This is a genomic window from Lyngbya sp. CCY1209, from assembly GCF_035615495.1.
GTDB lineage: Bacteria > Cyanobacteriota > Cyanobacteriia > Cyanobacteriales > Microcoleaceae > Limnospira.
In genome coordinates this window covers 1-17705 of record NZ_JAJENU010000588.1, presented here as the reverse complement: position 1 = coordinate 17705, position 17705 = coordinate 1, and the positions used below count along the sequence as shown (strand labels likewise).

Genomic DNA, 17705 nt, shown 5'->3' with positions numbered 1-17705 from the left:
ATCCCCATCGAAAATCCCCCCATCTGCCGGAAATTGGGGGGAAATTTCGAGTCAACTGAAACGGTTCACGCCACTACGAAATTGACCAATTTGCCGGGGACGACGATCGCTTTCCGGATTGGTTTGCCCTCCAAATAGCGTTGGGCGACTTCGGATTCCCGGGCGAGATCTTCGAGGGTTTGCTTGTCCGCCCCGCTGGGAACCGGAATCGTCCCCCGGGTTTTGCCATTAATCTGGATCACCAGGGTAATTTCATCCACCGCCAATGCGGATTCGTCCAACTCGGGCCAGGACTGGACGTGGACGGACTCCCCGCCGCCCACCATTTGCCACAACTCCTCGGCGATGTGGGGGGCAAACGGCGCCAATAACTTCAGCAGAGTTTCGATTCCCTCAGCATAAACCGGCGACTCCCGCAGGTCCTTGGCATCGGAGAGGGCGTTACTGAGTTTCATCATCTCGGACACCGCCGTATTGAACTGGTAATCCCCCTCCAGGTCCTCCGTCACTTCTTTGATGGCGGTGTGAATTGCCCGCCGCAGGTCTTTTTCGGCTTTGTTGAGATTCCCTTTTTTGGCTTTTTTGCCGCCGGAAGGCTGACGGTTGGCAAAGTCCGCCACCAGCCGCCACACCCGATTCAGGAAGCGGAACTGTCCTTCAACATCGGCGTCGTCCCATTCTAAATCCTTCTCCGGCGGGGCTTTAAACAGGATGAACATCCGGGCGGTATCGGCCCCGTATTTCTCCATCACCACCAGGGGATCGACGCCGTTGTATTTGGATTTGGACATTTTTTCATAAAACACCTCCAAGCGATCGCCCGTCTCGGGATCTTTGGGGTCGTCGGGATTAACCTGGCCGGCGGGGATATATTTGCCCGTTTTCGGGTTTTTATAAGTCAACCCCTGTACCATCCCCTGAGTCAGCAGCCGCCGGAAGGGTTCGTCGCACTTCAACAAACCGCGATCGCGCAACACTTTCGTAAAAAAGCGAGAATACAATAAGTGCAGAATCGCGTGTTCGATGCCCCCCACATACTGATCCACCGGCATCCAATCGTTCGTTTTTTCCGGGTCAAATACCTGTGTTTCATTTTTGGCGTCGGGGTAACGGAGGAAATACCAGGACGAATCGATAAAAGTATCCATCGTGTCCGTCTCCCGCTTCGCCGGAGTCCCGCAACTCGGACAGGGAACATTCACCCAATCCTCCAACTTCGCCAACGGAGACGGCCCGCGGCCGCTGAACTCCACATTTTCCGGCAATTTCACGGGTAAATCGGCGTCGGGCACCGGAACCGCCCCACACTCGGGACAGTGAATGACGGGAATCGGAGAGCCCCAATACCGCTGTCGGGAAATCAGCCAGTCCCGCAACCGATACTGTATCCGCCCCTCGCCGTAGCCCTCATCTTCGGCATATTCAATCACCGCCTGTTTGCCGTGGGCGGAATGTTCCCCGCTGAACGGCCCGGACTCCACCATGATCCCCGGTTCGGTGTAGGCAACCTTCGCCTCGTCGGGGTCATTATCATTATCCGCGTCGTCGGGGACGATCACCTGCCGGATGGGCAAACTGTACTGGGTGGCGAAGGCGAAATCTCGGGTATCGTGGGCCGGAACCCCCATCACCGCCCCGGTTCCGTATTCGTACAGAACATAATCGGCAATCCAGATGGGCACTTCTTTTTCCGTGAAGGGATTGATCGCCTTCCCGCCGGTGGGCACGCCACGTTTGGGCTTGTCCTCGGCGGTCCGTTCCATCTCGCTTTCGGCGGTGACTTCTGCGATGAATGCCTCCACGTCCGCTTTCCGGTCTGGGGTGGTGACTTTCGCCACCAGGGGATGTTCCGGGGCGAGGACAACATACGTCACCCCATAAATTGTATCGGGGCGGGTGGTGAAGACGGAGATTGTCGCGTCGTGTCCGGCCACGGGGAAGTCCAAACGGGCGCCGACGGATTTGCCGATCCAGTTTTCCTGCATCAGTCGTACCCGTTCCGGCCAGCCGGGGAGTTTTTGCAAGTCGTTGAGGAGTTCTTCGGCGTAGTCGGTGATTTTCAGGAACCACTGGCGGAGCAATTTCCGCTCCACTTTGGCGCCAGACCGCCAGGAACACCCCTCGTTATCGACCTGTTCGTTGGCCAATACCGTCTGGTCGATGGGGTCCCAGTTGACGGCGGATTCTTTTTGGTAGGCGAGTCCGGCTTGGAAAAATTGCAGGAAAATCCACTGGGTCCATTTGTAATAGTCGGGGGAACAGGTGGCGACTTCGGCTTCCCAGTCGATGGAAAAGCCGAGGCGTTGCAGTTGGTCCCGCATTTGGGCGATGTTTTGGTTCGTCCACTCGGCGGGGGGGATGCCGCGATCGATGGCGGCGTTTTCGGCCGGAAGCCCGAAGGCGTCCCACCCCATCGGGTGCAGGACGCGGTATCCCTGCATCCGCTTGAGTCGGGCGATCACGTCGGTGATGGTGTAGTTGCGGACGTGACCCATGTGCAGGCTTCCCGAGGGGTAGGGAAACATGGATAGGGCGTAAAACTTGGGCTTCTGGGGGTCTGTCAGGGTTCGGTACAGGCCCCGTTCCGCCCAGGTGGTTTGCCACTTGTGTTCGATGGATGTGGGATGATATCGGGACTCCACAGCTTTCACTCCGTGCTGGCTTGCTCGTCAATTGTCACCGTCCATTTTTGCACAATGCGGGGGTCAATTCGTCCAGGGGACGTTGATGCTCCAGCGGTGGATTTCCCGATAGGCGGCTCGTGCCATGTCGTCGGTGACGATTCCGATGCGGTTTCTGAGGTAGTCGTCGGTAATTCCTAGGCGGATGCTGATGTCGTGGGCGCCGTCGGCCAGACTGGGGTCGATCGCGGTAATTTTCCAGCGTTCGCATTTTCCCAAAATTCGATGCACCAAATCTTCGACGATGATTTCCCAGTAATCCAAGTTGGTGGAGCGGCGGTCGAAGGACTCCATTTCCCAAAAGTTCTCTTCGATGTCGGGGGCTTCCCAGTCCGACAAAACATGATCTTGATAGGCTTTCCAAACGAAGGAGCGAAAAAAATATCGGGTCCGTTCGTCGGTGTCGATATTTCCTTCGAGTTCCGTTTCGACTTCCGCCTCAATTCGGATTTTTAAATAGGCGAAGGGAAGGTAGACCGCAGCTTCTAAAATGTGGGTGAGGGGCGGAGGGGGAATCGCCCGGTTTAAAAGGGCGGATAAACAGTCATTTAATAAGTAAAGTTTTTGATGGGTTGTCGCCGTATCAAATAGGGGATTTCCTGTTTGAGATCCCAACTCGTCAAAATTGTCGCCGAAAATATAGAGATCTTCGGCCAACAGTTGGACGGCCGCAATGAACAGATCGGCTTCCGTACCCGCCAAGGTGCGATCGCCCAAAGGTGTCCGCCAAGCCATACGGTTGATTAGATGGTTATTTAATGATCATACCACCCAGTTTGACAAAATGGCGGGGGATGGGAGCCGAGTCTCCGAAACCCGCCAATTTCAGAAAGCGATTAAAAATCCCGACTGCCGACGGCTGACTCCCGACTCCCTACTCCCTCTCCAAGGGGTTGAGGACGGCGCCCAAAAACAGGATCGTGCCGCTTTCAAAGTCTCTGATCAGGAAGATGAAGGGGCGATCAACCCGGATGCGATCGCGAACCGCGCTGCGACTGCCGGCAATGACTCCCGTGGCGGCGGAGGCTTCGGTTCCCCTCTCATTCACGTCCACGAAGGCTTTGTGGACGACATCGTACAGGTAAAACGGTTTTTCCGGGCTGATGCCGGACAAGTCTGCCGCTTCGGTAAATGCGGATTTCATCCCCATCGAACTCAAGGTCGATTTCATCTTAAAAGACGAAGTGAGTTGAAATTTGGGAAACCAGACTTCGAGTTCGACATATTCACTGGCCTCGATCCAGCTTTCCAAGCGGGCGATCGTGAGTTTTTTTTCCAACTGTTGTAAATCGCTATTTTCGTCGGGAAGCAGGACGACCATCGACAAGTTTCCTGCCGCGTAAGGCAATTCTAAAACTTGCAAGTCGGGCAGTTTATAGTAGCCGATCGCAACCTTGGGATGGTGCATCATCGGCACCGTAATTTCTTCTCCGGAAGGGAGGGTGAAGCGATCGCCCGCCGTCAGTTCTTCTGGAAATGGGAACAGCCAATCGCCTTTGAAATAGACGGCATTGGTGAGGACGAGTCGGGTCCACTCGTCCAAAATTCCGGCCGGAATGAGATCGCGAATTTGATTCTGTGTTTCTTGGCTGACCCAGGCATTAATTTGTTGCCGAGACGCTTCCGTATTTCCCCGAAAATCGACCGGAGTTAAGGGGGCATCGTAGTAGGTGCGGGTGATTTCCAGGAACGGTTCTTGGAAGGTGTAGCCGGACTGTCCCCAGAGGCGATTGACGATGCAAAGTTGAGAATTCGTGCGAGTTTTGATGTTATTTAGGAGGGTGGTAAATTCCGGGTGGAGGCTGTCGGGCGATCGCTCGAAGTGAAACACCCGGGCGATTTCCGCGGCGGTTTCGGTTCTCGCCCCGGCGTAGGTCATCGCCATTCCGACGGACAGGCTGTAGGGGGAGAAAAACAGATTTCCCCCCGTTTCGGTCTGCAGTCGGTTGTAAAGATCCAGGGCAAATTGATTGTTTTGATTCACGATCGCATCACTCTCCACAGCGACAATTTCGGGGGGATTATCGGCCGGCGGTTCGGGCAGGGGATGGGCGAGGGCGGGGTGGCAGACTCCCCAAACGGACAGCAGGAGGGCGAGTAGGAATCGCGATCGCGGGGGCGAGGATTTTTCACGCCGGGAAGGTTGCACTTTCATGGGACGGATCATCATTTGGGTTCTCCGATTCAATGTTAATGAATATCAATCGCGAATCGCCCCGAAAGTGATCAAATCCGGCGAGTTCAAAACATCAAAGAATAGACCGGAGAGCCGTTGTCGCAGAGGGGGCGATCGATGGCGGAACGGCGAAAAAAAACGGTTGCCGTCTTTTTAAATATCCGACCGAAAGCCACTTTCACCGGACATTTTCCCCCTCTAAAATTACGCTTTCAAAGCTGCCAAAACGGTGTCGTGAATGATGCCGTTGCTGACCACCACGCCGCGGTTGTCGTGCATCTTGCTGTCGGAGGCGAAATCCAGGGGTTTGCCGTTCATGTCGGTGACGCGGCCCCCGGCCTCTTCCACGACGATCGCCCCCGCCGCGTGGTCCCAAATATTCTCCCGGTAGTCGGGGTATTTGGGGGAGGGGAGGCGCAGGTACAGGGCCGCTTGTCCGGAGGCCACCGCCCCGTATTTGGCCTGGGAGTCCATCCGCACGGAGGGGGAGGTAATTCCGACGGCCTGGGCGATCGCATTTTGGCGGGACTGGTTGCCGTGGGCGGCTTCGACGCTTTCGACGAAGCGCAGATTTTCGGCGTCGTCGGCCTTCACGACCCGGATCGGGGCAAATTCCCCCGCCGCGATCGGTTTCATCGTCGCCCCTTCTCCGCGCACCGCCACGAACACCATGCCGGGGATATCAGTATCAGTCGGGTAGGCGGGACAACCCATAATTCCCAGTTTCACTTCCCCATCTTCGATCAAAGCCAAAGCGATCGCGTACTGGTCCTTCCGGAGAAATCCTTTCGTCCCGTCGATGGGGTCGAGGGTCCAGAACCGCCGCCCCACAGTGCCATTGCCGCGATCGATCCAAGTCGCCACGTCCTCCGGGGTCGCCTCCGGGAGAATCTCTTTCACATAATCGGTGACTTTGGCCAAATTGTCGGCCATTTCCGGCGATCGCAGGACGGTAGCATCTTCCTCGCCGACGATCGCATCGTCCGGAAAGGCTTCGGAGATGGCTTTGCAGATAATCGCCTGGGAACCGAAATCGGCCACCGTGACGGGGCTTTTATCTCCTTTTTCGATGGCGGGGGGAATCTCTTGGCGCACCCGTTCGCAGAGTCGGGCGGCGGCGAGGACGGCATCGAGGGCGACCTGTTTTTCGCGATCGTAGGGCATGAAAACTCCTCAAGGATTTTGGGGATGGATGGACCGGTCCGGTGTGAATCAGTTTGGATCCGCTCCTTTCCCAGCTTGGCACTTGGTCGGGTACTCGTCAAGATTTCCGAACTGGGGGGATGAAAGGCGATCGCGGAACCGGACTCGAATTTGAGTTAAACTCTAACAATTCCCACTCAAAAAAACTCTGAATATCCAAAATTTTACAATGGACAAAATCGACATTCGGGAGATCTTCGTGCACCCTGTCAAAGGCCTGACGCCGCAGCGGTGCGATCGCGTGGAATTGCTGGAAAATTTTGGCATCCGGGGCGATCGCGCCTTCGCCCTCATGTTCGCCGACACGGGAACCCCGAAACCCCGAACGCCCTGGCTTTCTAAAAAGCATTTCGCCGTCCAAAATGACTGGGGAAAATTAGCCGCCCTGGATTGTTCCTACGATGGGACTCGCCACACCCTGGAAATCAAACGAAATGGGGAATCCGTCCTGGTGGCGGATGTGGGGACTTCGGAGGGGCGCGATCGCGTGGGCGATTTTTTCACTGAATACCTGCAAACCCTGACGCCGAGTCCTTCGGCGCGGCACCCCCACGTCTCCCCGGTGCGCCTGGTGGGGACGCCGACGGGAGAAACCCGCTACCAAGACCGCGATCGCGGCCAAATTTCCATCATCTCCCAAGCCACCCTCGACGATATCGCCCGCCAAGTGGGACTCGGGGCGATGGACCCGCGGCGGTTCCGCCCCAATTTTATCGTCGATGGCGCCGATCCGTGGGCGGAGTTCGACTGGGTGGGGGGTCGCCTCCGGTTGGGTCCGGCCCTGGTGCAGGTGACGGCCCGCATCGGGCGCTGTCTCAATATCGATGTCAACCCCGACAGCGGCGATCGCGATTTTCCCCTCCTCTCCAAGCTTTCCGAAGGGTTCGGACAGGCCCAAACTGGAGTGATCGCCACGATCATCGAAGGTGGCACGGTCGCGAAGGGAGATATCGTCAAAATTGTAGACTGATCGGATTTTTCGCAAATCAAAGTCGAAAAAACATCGGTTATCGGCATTTTTAAAACTGCATCCGCAGCAGTCGAACCCCTGTTTTCTGAGACTTTCGGAGGAACCCCGGGCGGTTGAGGTCAAAAATTTTCTGCGACATTATCTCGAAAGGACGATGGATTTTGACTCGGCAATTGCTAACTTAAAACTAGAAGATTTTTAAATTGAATTGACATTCAAGACGTTAGCAGCGGGAGATAATTATGAATTTGCGATCGAAAGTTTGGCAGCCCTTCGCCATCCTGTCGGGCGGGATTTTCGCCGCCATGTTAGCCTTTTCTCCGATGGGAGTCGAGGCGAGGCCCCCATGGATCGGGGGGAACGGGGCGACCGATGTCCCCATGCACGATCTAGCCAGTCGCTATCAATTTTTATCGGCCGATTTGCAACCGGAAAACGGCGAAGTCAGCATCGAGTTAATCAATACGATGGATGCCCCGATCACCTATCAGTTGGTGGGAGATACACAAGCGAGACGTTTACGACCTTCCGAGGCGGTGATGTTGACCTCTGTCGAACCCCCAACCACCCTCAATATCTATCGGAAAGATGGCGGTTTGTTGTCCGCGATCGCCGAAGAAACTGACGACCCTTCAAAAGTGCAGATTATGGTCAATCCCACGGACGAATTGGAGGGCGACGAACGGGCGATTTGGATTAACGAAGAGGGCGAAGTTTTCGTCAACTAATCCATCGAAAACATTGACAGCTTGACGGGTCGGAGGAGAACCGGGTTTCAACCGCTTCGCGGACGAGAAACCCGGTTTTTGATTGATCAGGCAATAGGCAACAGGCAAAAGGCAATAGTGAGAATCAGTTTCCGACTCCCGACTCCCCATAGTTGGGTCGGTGATGTCTTGCAGATGACCGTTGCCTTTCGTGGACCGGGCGATCGCCTCCTGATGAACCATCGAATGATTCTCCTTTTCTAACTGTTTTTTAATCCAGAATTTAAGCTACTTTAGTTAAGACAAATACACTGCCCACATTGCCCCGCCCGATCCGCATATCTTCGTCCAGATAGGTGGTTTCGAGCCACCCCTGCTGGTCCCGTTCGGCGATGCTGAAATCCACCGCCAGGAATTTTTGACCCGATGCGATCGCGTCGATTAATTGGTTGGGGGATTGATATCCGATCAGGCGCTGCAAACCCACCACGAAGCGGTTGAATTTCACCTGCACCCGGCGCTCGGAGACGGCTTCAAACCGGGCGACGACACTGACCATTCCCTCCAAATAGGGGATGCCGGTCACTTCGGCGATGTTGTAGATTTTGCCTTCCTTGGCGCGGATACATTGGTAAACCTGCCCCAAGTTGTAGACTGGGACGCGATCGATTCCCAACAGTTCGTCGCTGCTGGTGTAGAGGAGGCGCCAGTTTCCGTCCAACAGTTCCGCCGCCTCCACCGGCCGCGGCGTCGGATTGTAATCTTCCAATTGGGCGATCGCGGACAAAATTGCCGTTTTTTCGGCCGGACTGGCCAGCAAACCCCGATTTTTTCCGGCGATGGCTTCCAGCAAAGTTGCTTTTTTAATCATATTGATTTAGAGTCCCTCAATCCAATTGATCCGACACCTGACGACATGGAAGATGCGAATTTTTCAAGGTGACTCAATTCTAACAACTTTGATTCTCAACCGGACACAACCTCAAGTGATATTCTAGCAGACCCCCATCGACCGATCATTGAAGATGGGGGATTTAACAGTTTGCGGAGTGGCTATTCGACGGCCAACATGACGTTGCTGGCTTTGATCACCGCGTAGGCTTCCGAACCTTCGGAGAGTCCCAAACTCTCCGCCGAGGCTTTCGAGATAATGGAAACGACCTCGACGCCGGGGGCGACTTCTAGGGTGACTTCGGCGTTGACTGCGCCGACAACGAGTTTTTTAACGGTTCCTTTGATGGTGTTTCTGGCGCTCAATTTCATGGCATTTTCCTCACAGCATAGAGTTGGATTTTGGACTGAAATTATTCTCGAATTTTGGCGAATTTATGCTATCATAATCTTTGGGCAAAAGCAACATGATTTTTTCGGGATTTAACTGAATTTTCCAGGGGAAGGGTTGCCCGTTCATTTCCTGCCATTTTTCGTGGGAAATATCGGCCTGTAGCTGATAATCTTCGGGATGACTGGGGGGATGATTTAACTTGAGGTAGAGGGCGATGTGTTTGGGGGATTGGATCGTGGAGACGACCCAACAGGAAAAGGTGTTTTCGGCATGGGGATGGTCGCTTTCTGGCCATAAATTCAGGCTTTCCCCCACTTGATACGCCCGGATTCCGATGTGGGTTAATTTTTGGGGCAGGGGGTTTGAGAATTGCAATTGACAGCCCCAGTCGGGGGCTTCGATCGCCCGTTCGGAAATGGCGATCGCCCGGGAAAAATTCTTGCATCCGGTGAGTTGGGCGGCGACTAAAGTGGGGGGGGTGTCGAATAGATCTCGGGTGGCCCCGTAGGCGGCGACTCGGCCCCGATCCATAATTAATAATCGGGGACAAATTCGATAGGCTTCGGAACGGTTGTGGGTGACAAATAAGGTGACGCCGGAATAGGTGTCGAGAATTTGGATTAATTCCCGTTCCATCTGATATCGGAGGTGGCTGTCGAGGGCGGAAAAGGGCTCGTCTAATAGCAGGATTTCCGGTTCTCCGGCTAAAGCCCGGGCGAGGGCAATTCGCTGCTGTTGTCCGCCGGAGAGTTGGTGGGGGTAGCGATCGCCCATTCCGGGCAGTCGGACGCGGATCAACTGCTGTTCGACTCGTTGCTTAATTTGACGAGAAGAGAGTCCCCGAGGCAAGCCAAAGGCGATATTTTGGGCAATTGTTAGATGGGGAAAGAGGGCGTAATTTTGAAACAGAAAACCCACGCGGCGATCGCGGCTGGGGAGGTCGATACCCCGTTCGGAGTCGAACAGCACCCGGCCGTTTAAAACGATGCGTCCGGAGGTGGGGGTTTCCATGCCGGCGATACACCGCAAAATCATGCTTTTTCCGGTTCCGGACGCCCCCAAAATTGCCAGCGGTTGTTCGCAATATCCGTCCAATTTGGCTTGCAGGGAAAAGCCGGAGAGTTCCTTGTAAATATTCACCTGCAACCCGGATGCGATCGCCGGATAGTCGGAGATCATCAAGTCCAGTTGGGTTTTAATTTTGGGAATTTTTTGGGGTTTTTCTTGACGCGATCGACGCCGCCCCGTCCACAGGTTCACCGCCGTAATCGCCGACAGGGAAATTGATAAAATCCCCCCCGACCAAACCCACGCTTCCCCCATTTTTCCGGCTTCCACCGCAGAATAAATCGCCAATGGAATGGTTTCGGTGACGCCGGGAATGTTGCCCGCCAGCATCAGCGTCGCCCCGAATTCTCCGAGTCCTCGAGCGAAGGCTAATGTCGCCCCAGAAATAATGCCCGGAAACGCCAGGGGAAGGGCGACCCGCCAAAAAATTGACAGTTCCGAAGCCCCCAAAATTCTCGCCGAACTCAACAGGTTAGCATCGATCTGTTCAAAGGCCCCGGAGGCGGTTTTGTACATCAGCGGAAATGTCACCACAGTGGCGGCGATGATGCCCGCGTACCAGGTAAAAACGATGTCGATTTTCAACAGATCCAACAGGGGACCTAGCAGTCCCCGCCGGCCGAAAATTTGCAGGAGAATAAATCCCACGACGGTGGGGGGCAAAATCAGGGGAGAAATGAAGATTCCGTCGATCAGGGATTTCCCGCGTCCGCGATAACCCTGGAGTTTGTAGGCGGCGATTATCCCCAATAAAAATGTAAAACCTGTGGCGATCGTGGCAATTTTTAAGGAAATCCACAGGGGCGAGAGGTCGGCTGGCATGATCAATTACCTGTCATCATCAGTCGGGCAAATACAGACAGTTATTAAACGCCGATTTTAAACTGTTTTGGGTTTTATATTTTTCTATTTTTCCCACAAAACTGTGGGAAAGTTTGTAGCCTAGATAACAGACCGATCAAATGGGCAAAATTTTGACGTCGATGTTGGCGGGTTTGGCGTAGTAGGGGGAAGTGGAGACGATGCCGTTAATGCCGGTGGCGGCATATTCGGCGATGTTGGCTTCGTCGATTCCCCCCGCCGCCAGTAGGGACATTCCGGGATGGATGGATTTGAGTTTGGGGATGATTTGGGATAAGTCGGCGGCGGACACTTTGTCGAATTGAATTTCGTCGATTCCGGCCTCCGCCAGGGCGATCGCATCTTCGGCTTCCGACACTTCGACGACGATCTTTTTTTCCAACATCTGAGGTTTGAGAATTGGCAGTTTTTGAATCAATCCTTCGAGGCCGCCGATAAAGTTGAGATGCTGTTCAAAAATCAGGATACTTTCCGAGAGCCCCAAACGGTGGGGATAGGCTGACCCGGCGAGAATGGCCCGGACGGCGATCGCTTTGGTTCCGGGGATGGATTTGCGGGTGGTGTACAGCATCACCTGGGGGTTGACTTCCCGGGCGAGTTGAACCAAACGATGGGTTTTTGTCGCCACACCGCAGGCGTATTCCAGCAGGTTTTGGGAGGCTTTCCAGACAGCGTGCAAAGCCCCGGCTTTTCCGGTGGCAATTAAGATGGGAGTTCCGGTTTCGAGGGTTTGACCGCTATCAACTTTTAAGGTAATTTCCGCCCCCACTTTCGTCAACATCGCGGCGGCTTCTTCCACGCAGGCGAGGCGGGTTTGATGGCGGGTCGCGTAGCGAATTTCCGCCGGTTTTTCGCCAAAGTTGAGGGCGTGGGTGGTGAGGTCGAAGTAGGGGACATCTTCTTGAATCAGGCGATCGATGAGTTGTTCGGGAATGAAAACCATTGGACTCGTGGTTGAGGGGTCAAAATTTGGCTTCAAGTTGCCATTTTAAATCCGTATTTTTCAAACACGGACTTTGCCGTTTCTCCGGATAGAAATTCGAGGTAACTTTGGGCGGCTTCCGGATTTTCGCTATCTTGGACGACGGCGATGGGGTAGACGATGGGGGAGTGGCTATTGGCGGGGGCATTTTCTACGATTCTGATGCGATCGCTCAAGGCGGCATCCGTGGCGTAAACCAACCCCGCGTCGGCGTTCCCTGCCTCGACAAAGGAAAGCACCTGGCGGACGTTATTTCCGAATACCAATTTATCCCGAATGTCTTCCAAAATGCCCAAATTGGTCAGCACTTCTTCGGCGTACTGTCCGGCGGGAACCGATGCAAATTCTCCCACGGCAATGCGACGGAGGTTTCCGGAGGTCAGGTCGGAAAAGCTGTTGACAGTTTCGCTATCTTGGGGTACGATTAAAACAATGGTATTTTGCAACAAGTTCTTTCGGGTTTCTGGACGGATAAAATCTTGTTCTTCCAAGGCATCCATCTGCCGTTGAGCTGCTGAAAGAAAAATGTCGGCTGGTGCCCCTTGTTCAATTTGTTGTTGCAGCGCCCCGGAAGAACCGAAGTTGTGTTGAATCGTGGTGTTTGGCTGTTGTTCGGGATAGAGCGTTGCCACCTCTTCCATCGCGTCGGTGACGCTGGCGGCGGCGGAAATTAACAGGGTGGTCGCTTCGGACTCGGGGGCGGGTTGTTGTTGGGCACAACTGACCGCGATCGCCAAGCAAAAGGCGGCAAAACCCCGTAGCATTAGGGGAAATAAGCGTCTTTGGGACATGGGAAATTAGATGTTTTGGGTATTCGGCTAAAAAGCACGGCTGAACGGGTCCTATGGCGAACTTGGGTATATTATTATGCAGTTGGATTGATCGCGTCTGTATCGGTAGTTACCTTTACCCGTAGCAAAAATTGCCGGTCAGTCGCTATGATATCCCTGAATTGCTGTGCGATCGCCCTTGTGAGGAGTCATGCAAACCCTAACCGAAACCCCGTCCACTGCGACGGAGAAACAAACCGTCCTGCTGCTGAACCCGCCGGGGGATAAAAAATACTTTCGGGACTACTATTGTACCAAAGTTTCCAAAGCCCATTATTACTACCACCCCGTCGATTTGGTGTATTTGAGTGGAACCCTATCCGAGGCGTTTCCGGTGGCGGTGATCGATGCGATCGCCGAATCTTTAACTGAGGAAGAATGTCGGCGGCGGGTGGAAGCGATCGCCCCGGACGTGATTTTATTTCTGATCTCGTCCCCTTCTTATAATTTAGACGTTCCCTTCATCACCCAACTCAAACAAACCCTTCCCGAAACTCGCTTTATCGGGACGGGCGACATCTACCGGGAATTCCAAGACGAAGCCCTGGAAATGCACCCATTTTTGGATGCCATTTTGCTGGATTTTTCCACCGACGATATTATCACATATCTCCAAAACGGGACGGGGGAGGTCATCAATAATATCATCTACCGCCACGGGGGAGAAATTGTCGCCGGGGAGGAGATCCACGGCAACGGAAATTTCCGCATCCCCACCCCCCGCTGGGACTTATTCCCCATCGACAGTTACCGCTTCCCCTTTGAACGGCGGGGGAAATTCGCCTCAATTTTAACCGATTTCGGCTGTGCCTACAGTTGTACATTTTGCCCGATCAGCACCTTGGGTTTCAAGCTGCGTCCGGTGGCGGATGTCGTCGCCGAAATTGAACTGTTGAAATCCTTGGGAGTGCGGGAACTGTTTTTCCGCGATCAGACCTTCGGAGTCAATAAAAAGCGGACCTTAGAACTGTGCGAAGCTCTGAAGCCTTTAAACATGAGTTGGACCTGTTTCACGCGGGTTGACGTGCTCAACGAAGCGATCGCCAAACCGATGAAAGAGGCGGGATGCCATACCATCATGTTCGGCATCGAATCGGCGGACGAAGAACTGTTGAAAAAGTACGAAAAAAATACCCAACAAAACCAGATGTTGGAAGCGATCGCCCTGTGTAAAAAATATGCGATCGAAACCGTCGGCACCTTCATCCTCGGACTCCCCGGAGACACGCGGGAATCCACGTTCAAAACCCTCGAATTTGCCAAAAAGCTGGATTTAGATTTCGCCTCTTTTAATATTGCCGTCCCCCGGTTCGGAACCGCCTTCCGAAAAGATGCCCTCGCCAACGGCTGGGCCAGCGAAGAAGAACTGGTATTCGAGTCTTCCGCCAGCAAACCCATCTGGCAGAATCAGACCCTTTCCAACGAGGAAATTTTTGAGATTCACCAACAGGTAAAGCGGGGATTTTACCTGCGTCCTGCTTATCTATTAAAGCGGATTTTCGGCATCCGCACCCCGCACCAATTCCTCAATTCTTTGGAAGGGTTTTACTTTTTGCTGTTCAAAAAATAACCCATCCCACCTGTAGGGGCAGTGCCTCCGCGCCTGCCCTCCTCACATTCCAACTTTTTTCTTTTCTACTCCCTATTCCCTACTCCCTACTCCCTACATTATAATAGGATTTGTACCAAGAAATAAACCGTTCCACCCCCACTTCAATGGGGGTGCTGGGTTGGAAGCCGACATCCTCGATCAGGGAATCCACATTGGCATAGGTGATCGCCAAATCTCCGGGCTGCATGGGAAGCATATTTTTTTCAGCCTTTTTCCCCAACAATTTTTCCAGGACTTCGATCAAATACATCAATTCAACCGGCTTATTATTGCCGATGTTGTAAACTTTATAGGGTGCGGTAGTTTTAACTCCGCCAATTTCGGTGCCGTCTTCTCCCGCAGTTGGGATGCGATCGATGACCCGAACCACCCCCTCGACCACATCATCGACGTAGGTGAAATCTCGCTTCATATCTCCGTAGTTGAAAATGTTGATCGGCCGATCGGCCAGAATGGCTTTAGTAAAGATAAACATCGCCATATCCGGGCGACCCCAGGGGCCGTAAACCGTGAAAAATCGCAGTCCGGTAACGGGGATGTTGTAGAGGTGGCTGTAGCTGTGGGCCATCAGTTCGTTGGCTTTCTTGGTCGCCGCGTACAAACTTACCGGATAATCGACATAATCTTCGACGGAAAAAGGCACGGTTTTGTTAGACCCGTAAACCGAACTGGAGGAGGCGAAAACCAGGTGTTTGATCTGGTGATGGCGACAGCATTCTAAGATGTTCATAAATCCCACCAAATTGCTGTCAACGTAGGCGTAGGGATTTTCGAGGGAATAGCGGACGCCCGCCTGGGCCGCCATGTTGGCGACCGCATCAAAATGGTGGTCGGAAAATAGCTTTTCGATCCCGGGGCGATCGCACAAATCCAACTGATAAAATGTAAAGGCTTCTTGGGGCTTAAGTTGGGCGAGGCGGTTCTCCTTCAAAGACACTTCGTAATAATCGTTGATATTGTCAATTCCGACCACCGTATCTCCCCGTTCCAGCAGCCGCTGACACAGGTGAAAACCGATAAATCCCGCCGCACCAGTTACTAAAATTTTCACTAACTTTTCTCCTACAAACTCCAGTAGTGAACCTCGGATGTCATCAAAGCCGGATCTAAAACGGATTTGACATCCATCACAACACCCCGAATATTCAAGCCAGCCAGCAATTGTTCCGGTGGCATCTCCAAATAAAATTGATGGGGCACCGCCAGGACGATCGCATCTAAATTGCACAAGTCCGACCAGTCTATTAATGTCATATCATATTCCCGGCGGGCGAGGTTAGGATTGGCGAGGGGATCGTGGATGAGGGGCTCGATGCCAAATTGCTTCAATTCGGCGACGATATCGGGGACGCGGCTGTTGCGGAGATCGGGGACATTTTCCTTGAATGTGAGGCCGAAAATGGCGACTCGGGCGCCGGAGATGGGGCGATCGGCTTCCACTAACAATTTAACCAAACGCTGGGCGAGATAGGTGCCCATGCTGTCGTTGATGCGGCGTCCGGCTAAAATAACTTGGGGGTGGTATCCCAACTGTTCGGCTTTGGTGGTGAGGTAGTAGGGATCGACGCCGATGCAGTGTCCCCCGACGAGTCCGGGGGTGAAGGGGAGAAAATTCCATTTGGTCCCGGCGGCGGCGAGGACGTCGTGGGTGCGAATGTGGAGGCGATCGCAAATAATTGCCAATTCGTTCATTAAGGCGATATTGAGATCCCGCTGAATATTTTCGATCACTTTGGCGGCTTCGGCTACCTTGATGCTGGGGGTTTCGTACACCCCCGCTTTCACCACTTTTCCGTAGACGGCGGCGATGCGTTTCCGGGTGGCTTCGTCTTCCCCCGACACCACTTTGACGATTTTTTCGAGGCTGTGGGTGCGATCGCCCGGATTGATCCGTTCCGGGGAATATCCCAGTTTGAAATCGACCCCCTGTTTCAACCCGGAAACCCGGGCTAAAATTCCGCCGCAGATCTCCTCCGTCACCCCCGGATAAACGGTGGATTCGTAAACGATAATATCCCCCGGTTTGATAATTTTTCCCAAACTTTCGGAAGCCCTCATCAGGGGTGTCAAATTGGGTTGGTGGTTGTCGTCTACGGGGGTGGGGACGGCGACGATGAAAAAGTTGCGATCGCCGATTTCTTCCAGATTTGCCGTCACTTTCAGGGGGGAATTGTTCAGGACTTCCGGCGACACCTCCCCGGTGCGATCGCACCCCTGTTTTAATTCTAATACCCGGTCTATATTAATGTCAAATCCCACCGTCCCCGGAAACTGTTCCGCGAAGGCGACGGCGACGGGCAAACCGACGTATCCCAAACCGATGACGGCTATTTTATGTTCTGAAAGCGGTATCATTCCCGATGGTTTCTTGCAGTTTAAACTGGGGTGTTAACGAGGGGCGTTTCTCCGGATTTTTCCAATTTCACCAATTCCCCCGCCGTCACAAAAGAATAACCCGAGAGTCGCAACCAGGCGATCGCCTTTTCCAGCGTCCGCAACGCCGAACCCCGACGGCGAGTATACCACAGTTTCGCCCCCCGAGGAATAGCGAACCCCTCCACCGGATAGGCGGGGATAAAATCGAAGGGGTGCATATATAAATGTACCAGGGATGGCAGGGGAGAAAATTGCGTCAATAATTGAATTGAGGATAGGTTGAATAAATCCACCCACAGCAGCCCCATCGGCAAGGGAATCAACGGCAATTGATTCACAGGAATTTCCCAAATTCCTTCTCTCATGTGGGGAAGTTGCGACACTTCCCGGTTGTCGAATCGGGTCGGCATTTTTCCGCCAAAAACAGAGGAATCGTACTCGTAACCCGCCCGTTTCAATTCGGCAAATAGCCCGTCCGTAATTCTCGCCTGGGGGGCGCGAAATCCCGATACCGTTTGCCCCGTGGCAGTTTCTAACACTGCTTTCGATTTCGATAATTCTTCTCGTATTTCCTCCCGCGACAATTCCGGCATCCGGCGGTGGGTGAAGCCGTGGGAGGCGATTTCATACCCTGCGGATACTGCCAAATTCAACGCCTCGGAAATGTGGGGGACGCTTTCCCCGTTCACAAATAGGGTGGCGGGGATTTCATATTTCTGCAAAATCTCAAAAATCGCCGGAATTCCCATCCGGACGCCCCGCAAATATTCCGGCTGGGCGGGCAGTCTCCCCCCCCAGTCGGGCTCCACGTCAATGGAGGCGATCGCGATGCGGTTTTGTCCGAAAATAGAAGCCATGATTCCCAAATCTCAACATCGTGTAGCACAAGCTTCTAGCTTGTCGTAGATACAGTTGTGTAGCACAAGCTTCTAGCTTGTCGTAGATACAGTTGTG

The 17705-nt window shown here is 53.6% G+C and carries 15 protein-coding genes; 3 read left to right on the top strand and 12 right to left on the bottom strand.

The features are described from left to right. Positions 1 to 65 precede the first annotated feature (65 nt). The 4 genes from leuS to LKE08_RS21400 all read right to left on the bottom strand — a co-directional run bounded on the left by leuS (position 66) and on the right by LKE08_RS21400 (position 6021). Positions 66 to 2642 (bottom strand): leucine--tRNA ligase, encoded by a 2577-nt coding sequence (gene leuS / locus LKE08_RS21415; protein ID WP_324706292.1) that lies wholly within the window; start codon positions 2640 to 2642, stop codon positions 66 to 68. Positions 2643 to 2705: 63 nt separating this feature from the next. Continuing rightward, a complete protein-coding gene (locus tag LKE08_RS21410; RefSeq protein WP_324706291.1) occupies positions 2706 to 3416 on the bottom strand; it encodes a hypothetical protein in 711 nt (236 codons plus the stop codon). Between the two features lie 139 nt (positions 3417 to 3555). Continuing rightward, positions 3556 to 4851 (bottom strand): serpin family protein, encoded by a 1296-nt coding sequence (locus LKE08_RS21405; protein WP_324706290.1) that lies wholly within the window; start codon positions 4849 to 4851, stop codon positions 3556 to 3558. Between the two features lie 210 nt (positions 4852 to 5061). Continuing rightward, a complete protein-coding gene (locus LKE08_RS21400; RefSeq protein WP_324706289.1) occupies positions 5062 to 6021 on the bottom strand; it encodes a 3'(2'),5'-bisphosphate nucleotidase in 960 nt (319 codons plus the stop codon). A 217-nt stretch (positions 6022 to 6238) separates the two neighbouring features. On the opposite strand from LKE08_RS21400, the gene LKE08_RS21395 reads away from it, so the two are divergent. Both LKE08_RS21395 and LKE08_RS21390 read left to right on the top strand, forming a co-directional pair. Next, positions 6239 to 7030, top strand: a complete 792-nt coding sequence (locus LKE08_RS21395; RefSeq protein ID WP_324706322.1) for an MOSC domain-containing protein — start codon at positions 6239 to 6241, stop codon at positions 7028 to 7030. Positions 7031 to 7272: 242 nt separating this feature from the next. Continuing rightward, a complete protein-coding gene (locus tag LKE08_RS21390; protein WP_324706288.1) occupies positions 7273 to 7758 on the top strand; it encodes a hypothetical protein in 486 nt (161 codons plus the stop codon). 262 nt (positions 7759 to 8020) lie between these two features. On the opposite strand, the gene LKE08_RS21385 is transcribed toward LKE08_RS21390, so the two are convergent. From LKE08_RS21385 to modA, 5 genes are all read right to left on the bottom strand, one after another. Further along, a complete protein-coding gene (locus LKE08_RS21385) occupies positions 8021 to 8608 on the bottom strand; it encodes a PAP/fibrillin family protein (protein WP_324706287.1) in 588 nt (195 codons plus the stop codon). 182 nt (positions 8609 to 8790) lie between these two features. Beyond that, entirely contained in the window at positions 8791 to 9000 is a 210-nt protein-coding gene (locus LKE08_RS21380; protein WP_324706286.1) for a molybdopterin-binding protein, read from the bottom strand. 10 nt (positions 9001 to 9010) lie between these two features. Continuing rightward, the gene (gene modB, locus LKE08_RS21375; protein ID WP_324706285.1) at positions 9011 to 10912 is read right to left on the bottom strand and encodes a molybdate ABC transporter permease subunit; all 1902 of its coding nucleotides are present in this window, start codon (positions 10910 to 10912) and stop codon (positions 9011 to 9013) included. A 136-nt stretch (positions 10913 to 11048) separates the two neighbouring features. Continuing rightward, positions 11049 to 11894, bottom strand: a complete 846-nt coding sequence (gene modD, locus LKE08_RS21370) for a ModD protein (protein ID WP_324706284.1) — start codon at positions 11892 to 11894, stop codon at positions 11049 to 11051. A gap of 32 nt (positions 11895 to 11926) precedes the next feature. Next, positions 11927 to 12724, bottom strand: coding sequence for a molybdate ABC transporter substrate-binding protein (modA, locus tag LKE08_RS21365; protein WP_324706283.1), 798 nt, complete (start codon positions 12722 to 12724; stop codon positions 11927 to 11929). 190 nt (positions 12725 to 12914) lie between these two features. Here modA and LKE08_RS21360 point away from each other — a divergent pair, with 190 nt between their 5' ends. Further along, entirely contained in the window at positions 12915 to 14333 is a 1419-nt protein-coding gene (locus tag LKE08_RS21360) for a radical SAM protein (protein ID WP_324706282.1), read from the top strand. Positions 14334 to 14412: 79 nt separating this feature from the next. Here LKE08_RS21360 and LKE08_RS21355 read toward each other — a convergent pair whose 3' ends face one another. Genes LKE08_RS21355 through LKE08_RS21345 form a run of 3 tightly spaced genes read right to left on the bottom strand, consistent with a single transcriptional unit; the run spans position 14413 to position 17608 of the window. Then, on the bottom strand, positions 14413 to 15426 hold the full coding sequence (locus LKE08_RS21355) for an NAD-dependent epimerase (RefSeq protein ID WP_324706281.1): 1014 nt from the start codon (positions 15424 to 15426) through the stop codon (positions 14413 to 14415). 11 nt (positions 15427 to 15437) lie between these two features. Next, a complete protein-coding gene (locus tag LKE08_RS21350; RefSeq protein ID WP_324706280.1) occupies positions 15438 to 16730 on the bottom strand; it encodes a nucleotide sugar dehydrogenase in 1293 nt (430 codons plus the stop codon). Between the two features lie 20 nt (positions 16731 to 16750). Next, positions 16751 to 17608 (bottom strand): polysaccharide deacetylase family protein, encoded by an 858-nt coding sequence (locus LKE08_RS21345; RefSeq protein WP_324706279.1) that lies wholly within the window; start codon positions 17606 to 17608, stop codon positions 16751 to 16753. Positions 17609 to 17705 lie beyond the last annotated feature (97 nt).

Bases quoted from the DNA above. Each gene is read 5' to 3' on its own strand.
- LKE08_RS21360 (WP_324706282.1), top strand. From the start codon at position 12,915: ATGCAAACCCTAACCGAAACCCCGTCCACTGCGACGGAGAAACAAACC.
- LKE08_RS21385 (WP_324706287.1), bottom strand. From the start codon at position 8,608: ATGATTAAAAAAGCAACTTTGCTGGAAGCCATCGCCGGAAAAAATCGG.
- modD (WP_324706284.1), bottom strand. From the start codon at position 11,894: ATGGTTTTCATTCCCGAACAACTCATCGATCGCCTGATTCAAGAAGAT.
- LKE08_RS21400 (WP_324706289.1), bottom strand. From the start codon at position 6,021: ATGCCCTACGATCGCGAAAAACAGGTCGCCCTCGATGCCGTCCTCGCC.
- LKE08_RS21350 (WP_324706280.1), bottom strand. From the start codon at position 16,730: ATGATACCGCTTTCAGAACATAAAATAGCCGTCATCGGTTTGGGATAC.
- LKE08_RS21410 (WP_324706291.1), bottom strand. From the start codon at position 3,416: ATGGCTTGGCGGACACCTTTGGGCGATCGCACCTTGGCGGGTACGGAA.
- LKE08_RS21390 (WP_324706288.1), top strand. From the start codon at position 7,273: ATGAATTTGCGATCGAAAGTTTGGCAGCCCTTCGCCATCCTGTCGGGC.
- modA (WP_324706283.1), bottom strand. From the start codon at position 12,724: ATGTCCCAAAGACGCTTATTTCCCCTAATGCTACGGGGTTTTGCCGCC.
- LKE08_RS21380 (WP_324706286.1), bottom strand. From the start codon at position 9,000: ATGAAATTGAGCGCCAGAAACACCATCAAAGGAACCGTTAAAAAACTC.
- LKE08_RS21405 (WP_324706290.1), bottom strand. From the start codon at position 4,851: ATGATGATCCGTCCCATGAAAGTGCAACCTTCCCGGCGTGAAAAATCC.
- modB (WP_324706285.1), bottom strand. From the start codon at position 10,912: ATGCCAGCCGACCTCTCGCCCCTGTGGATTTCCTTAAAAATTGCCACG.
- LKE08_RS21345 (WP_324706279.1), bottom strand. From the start codon at position 17,608: ATGGCTTCTATTTTCGGACAAAACCGCATCGCGATCGCCTCCATTGAC.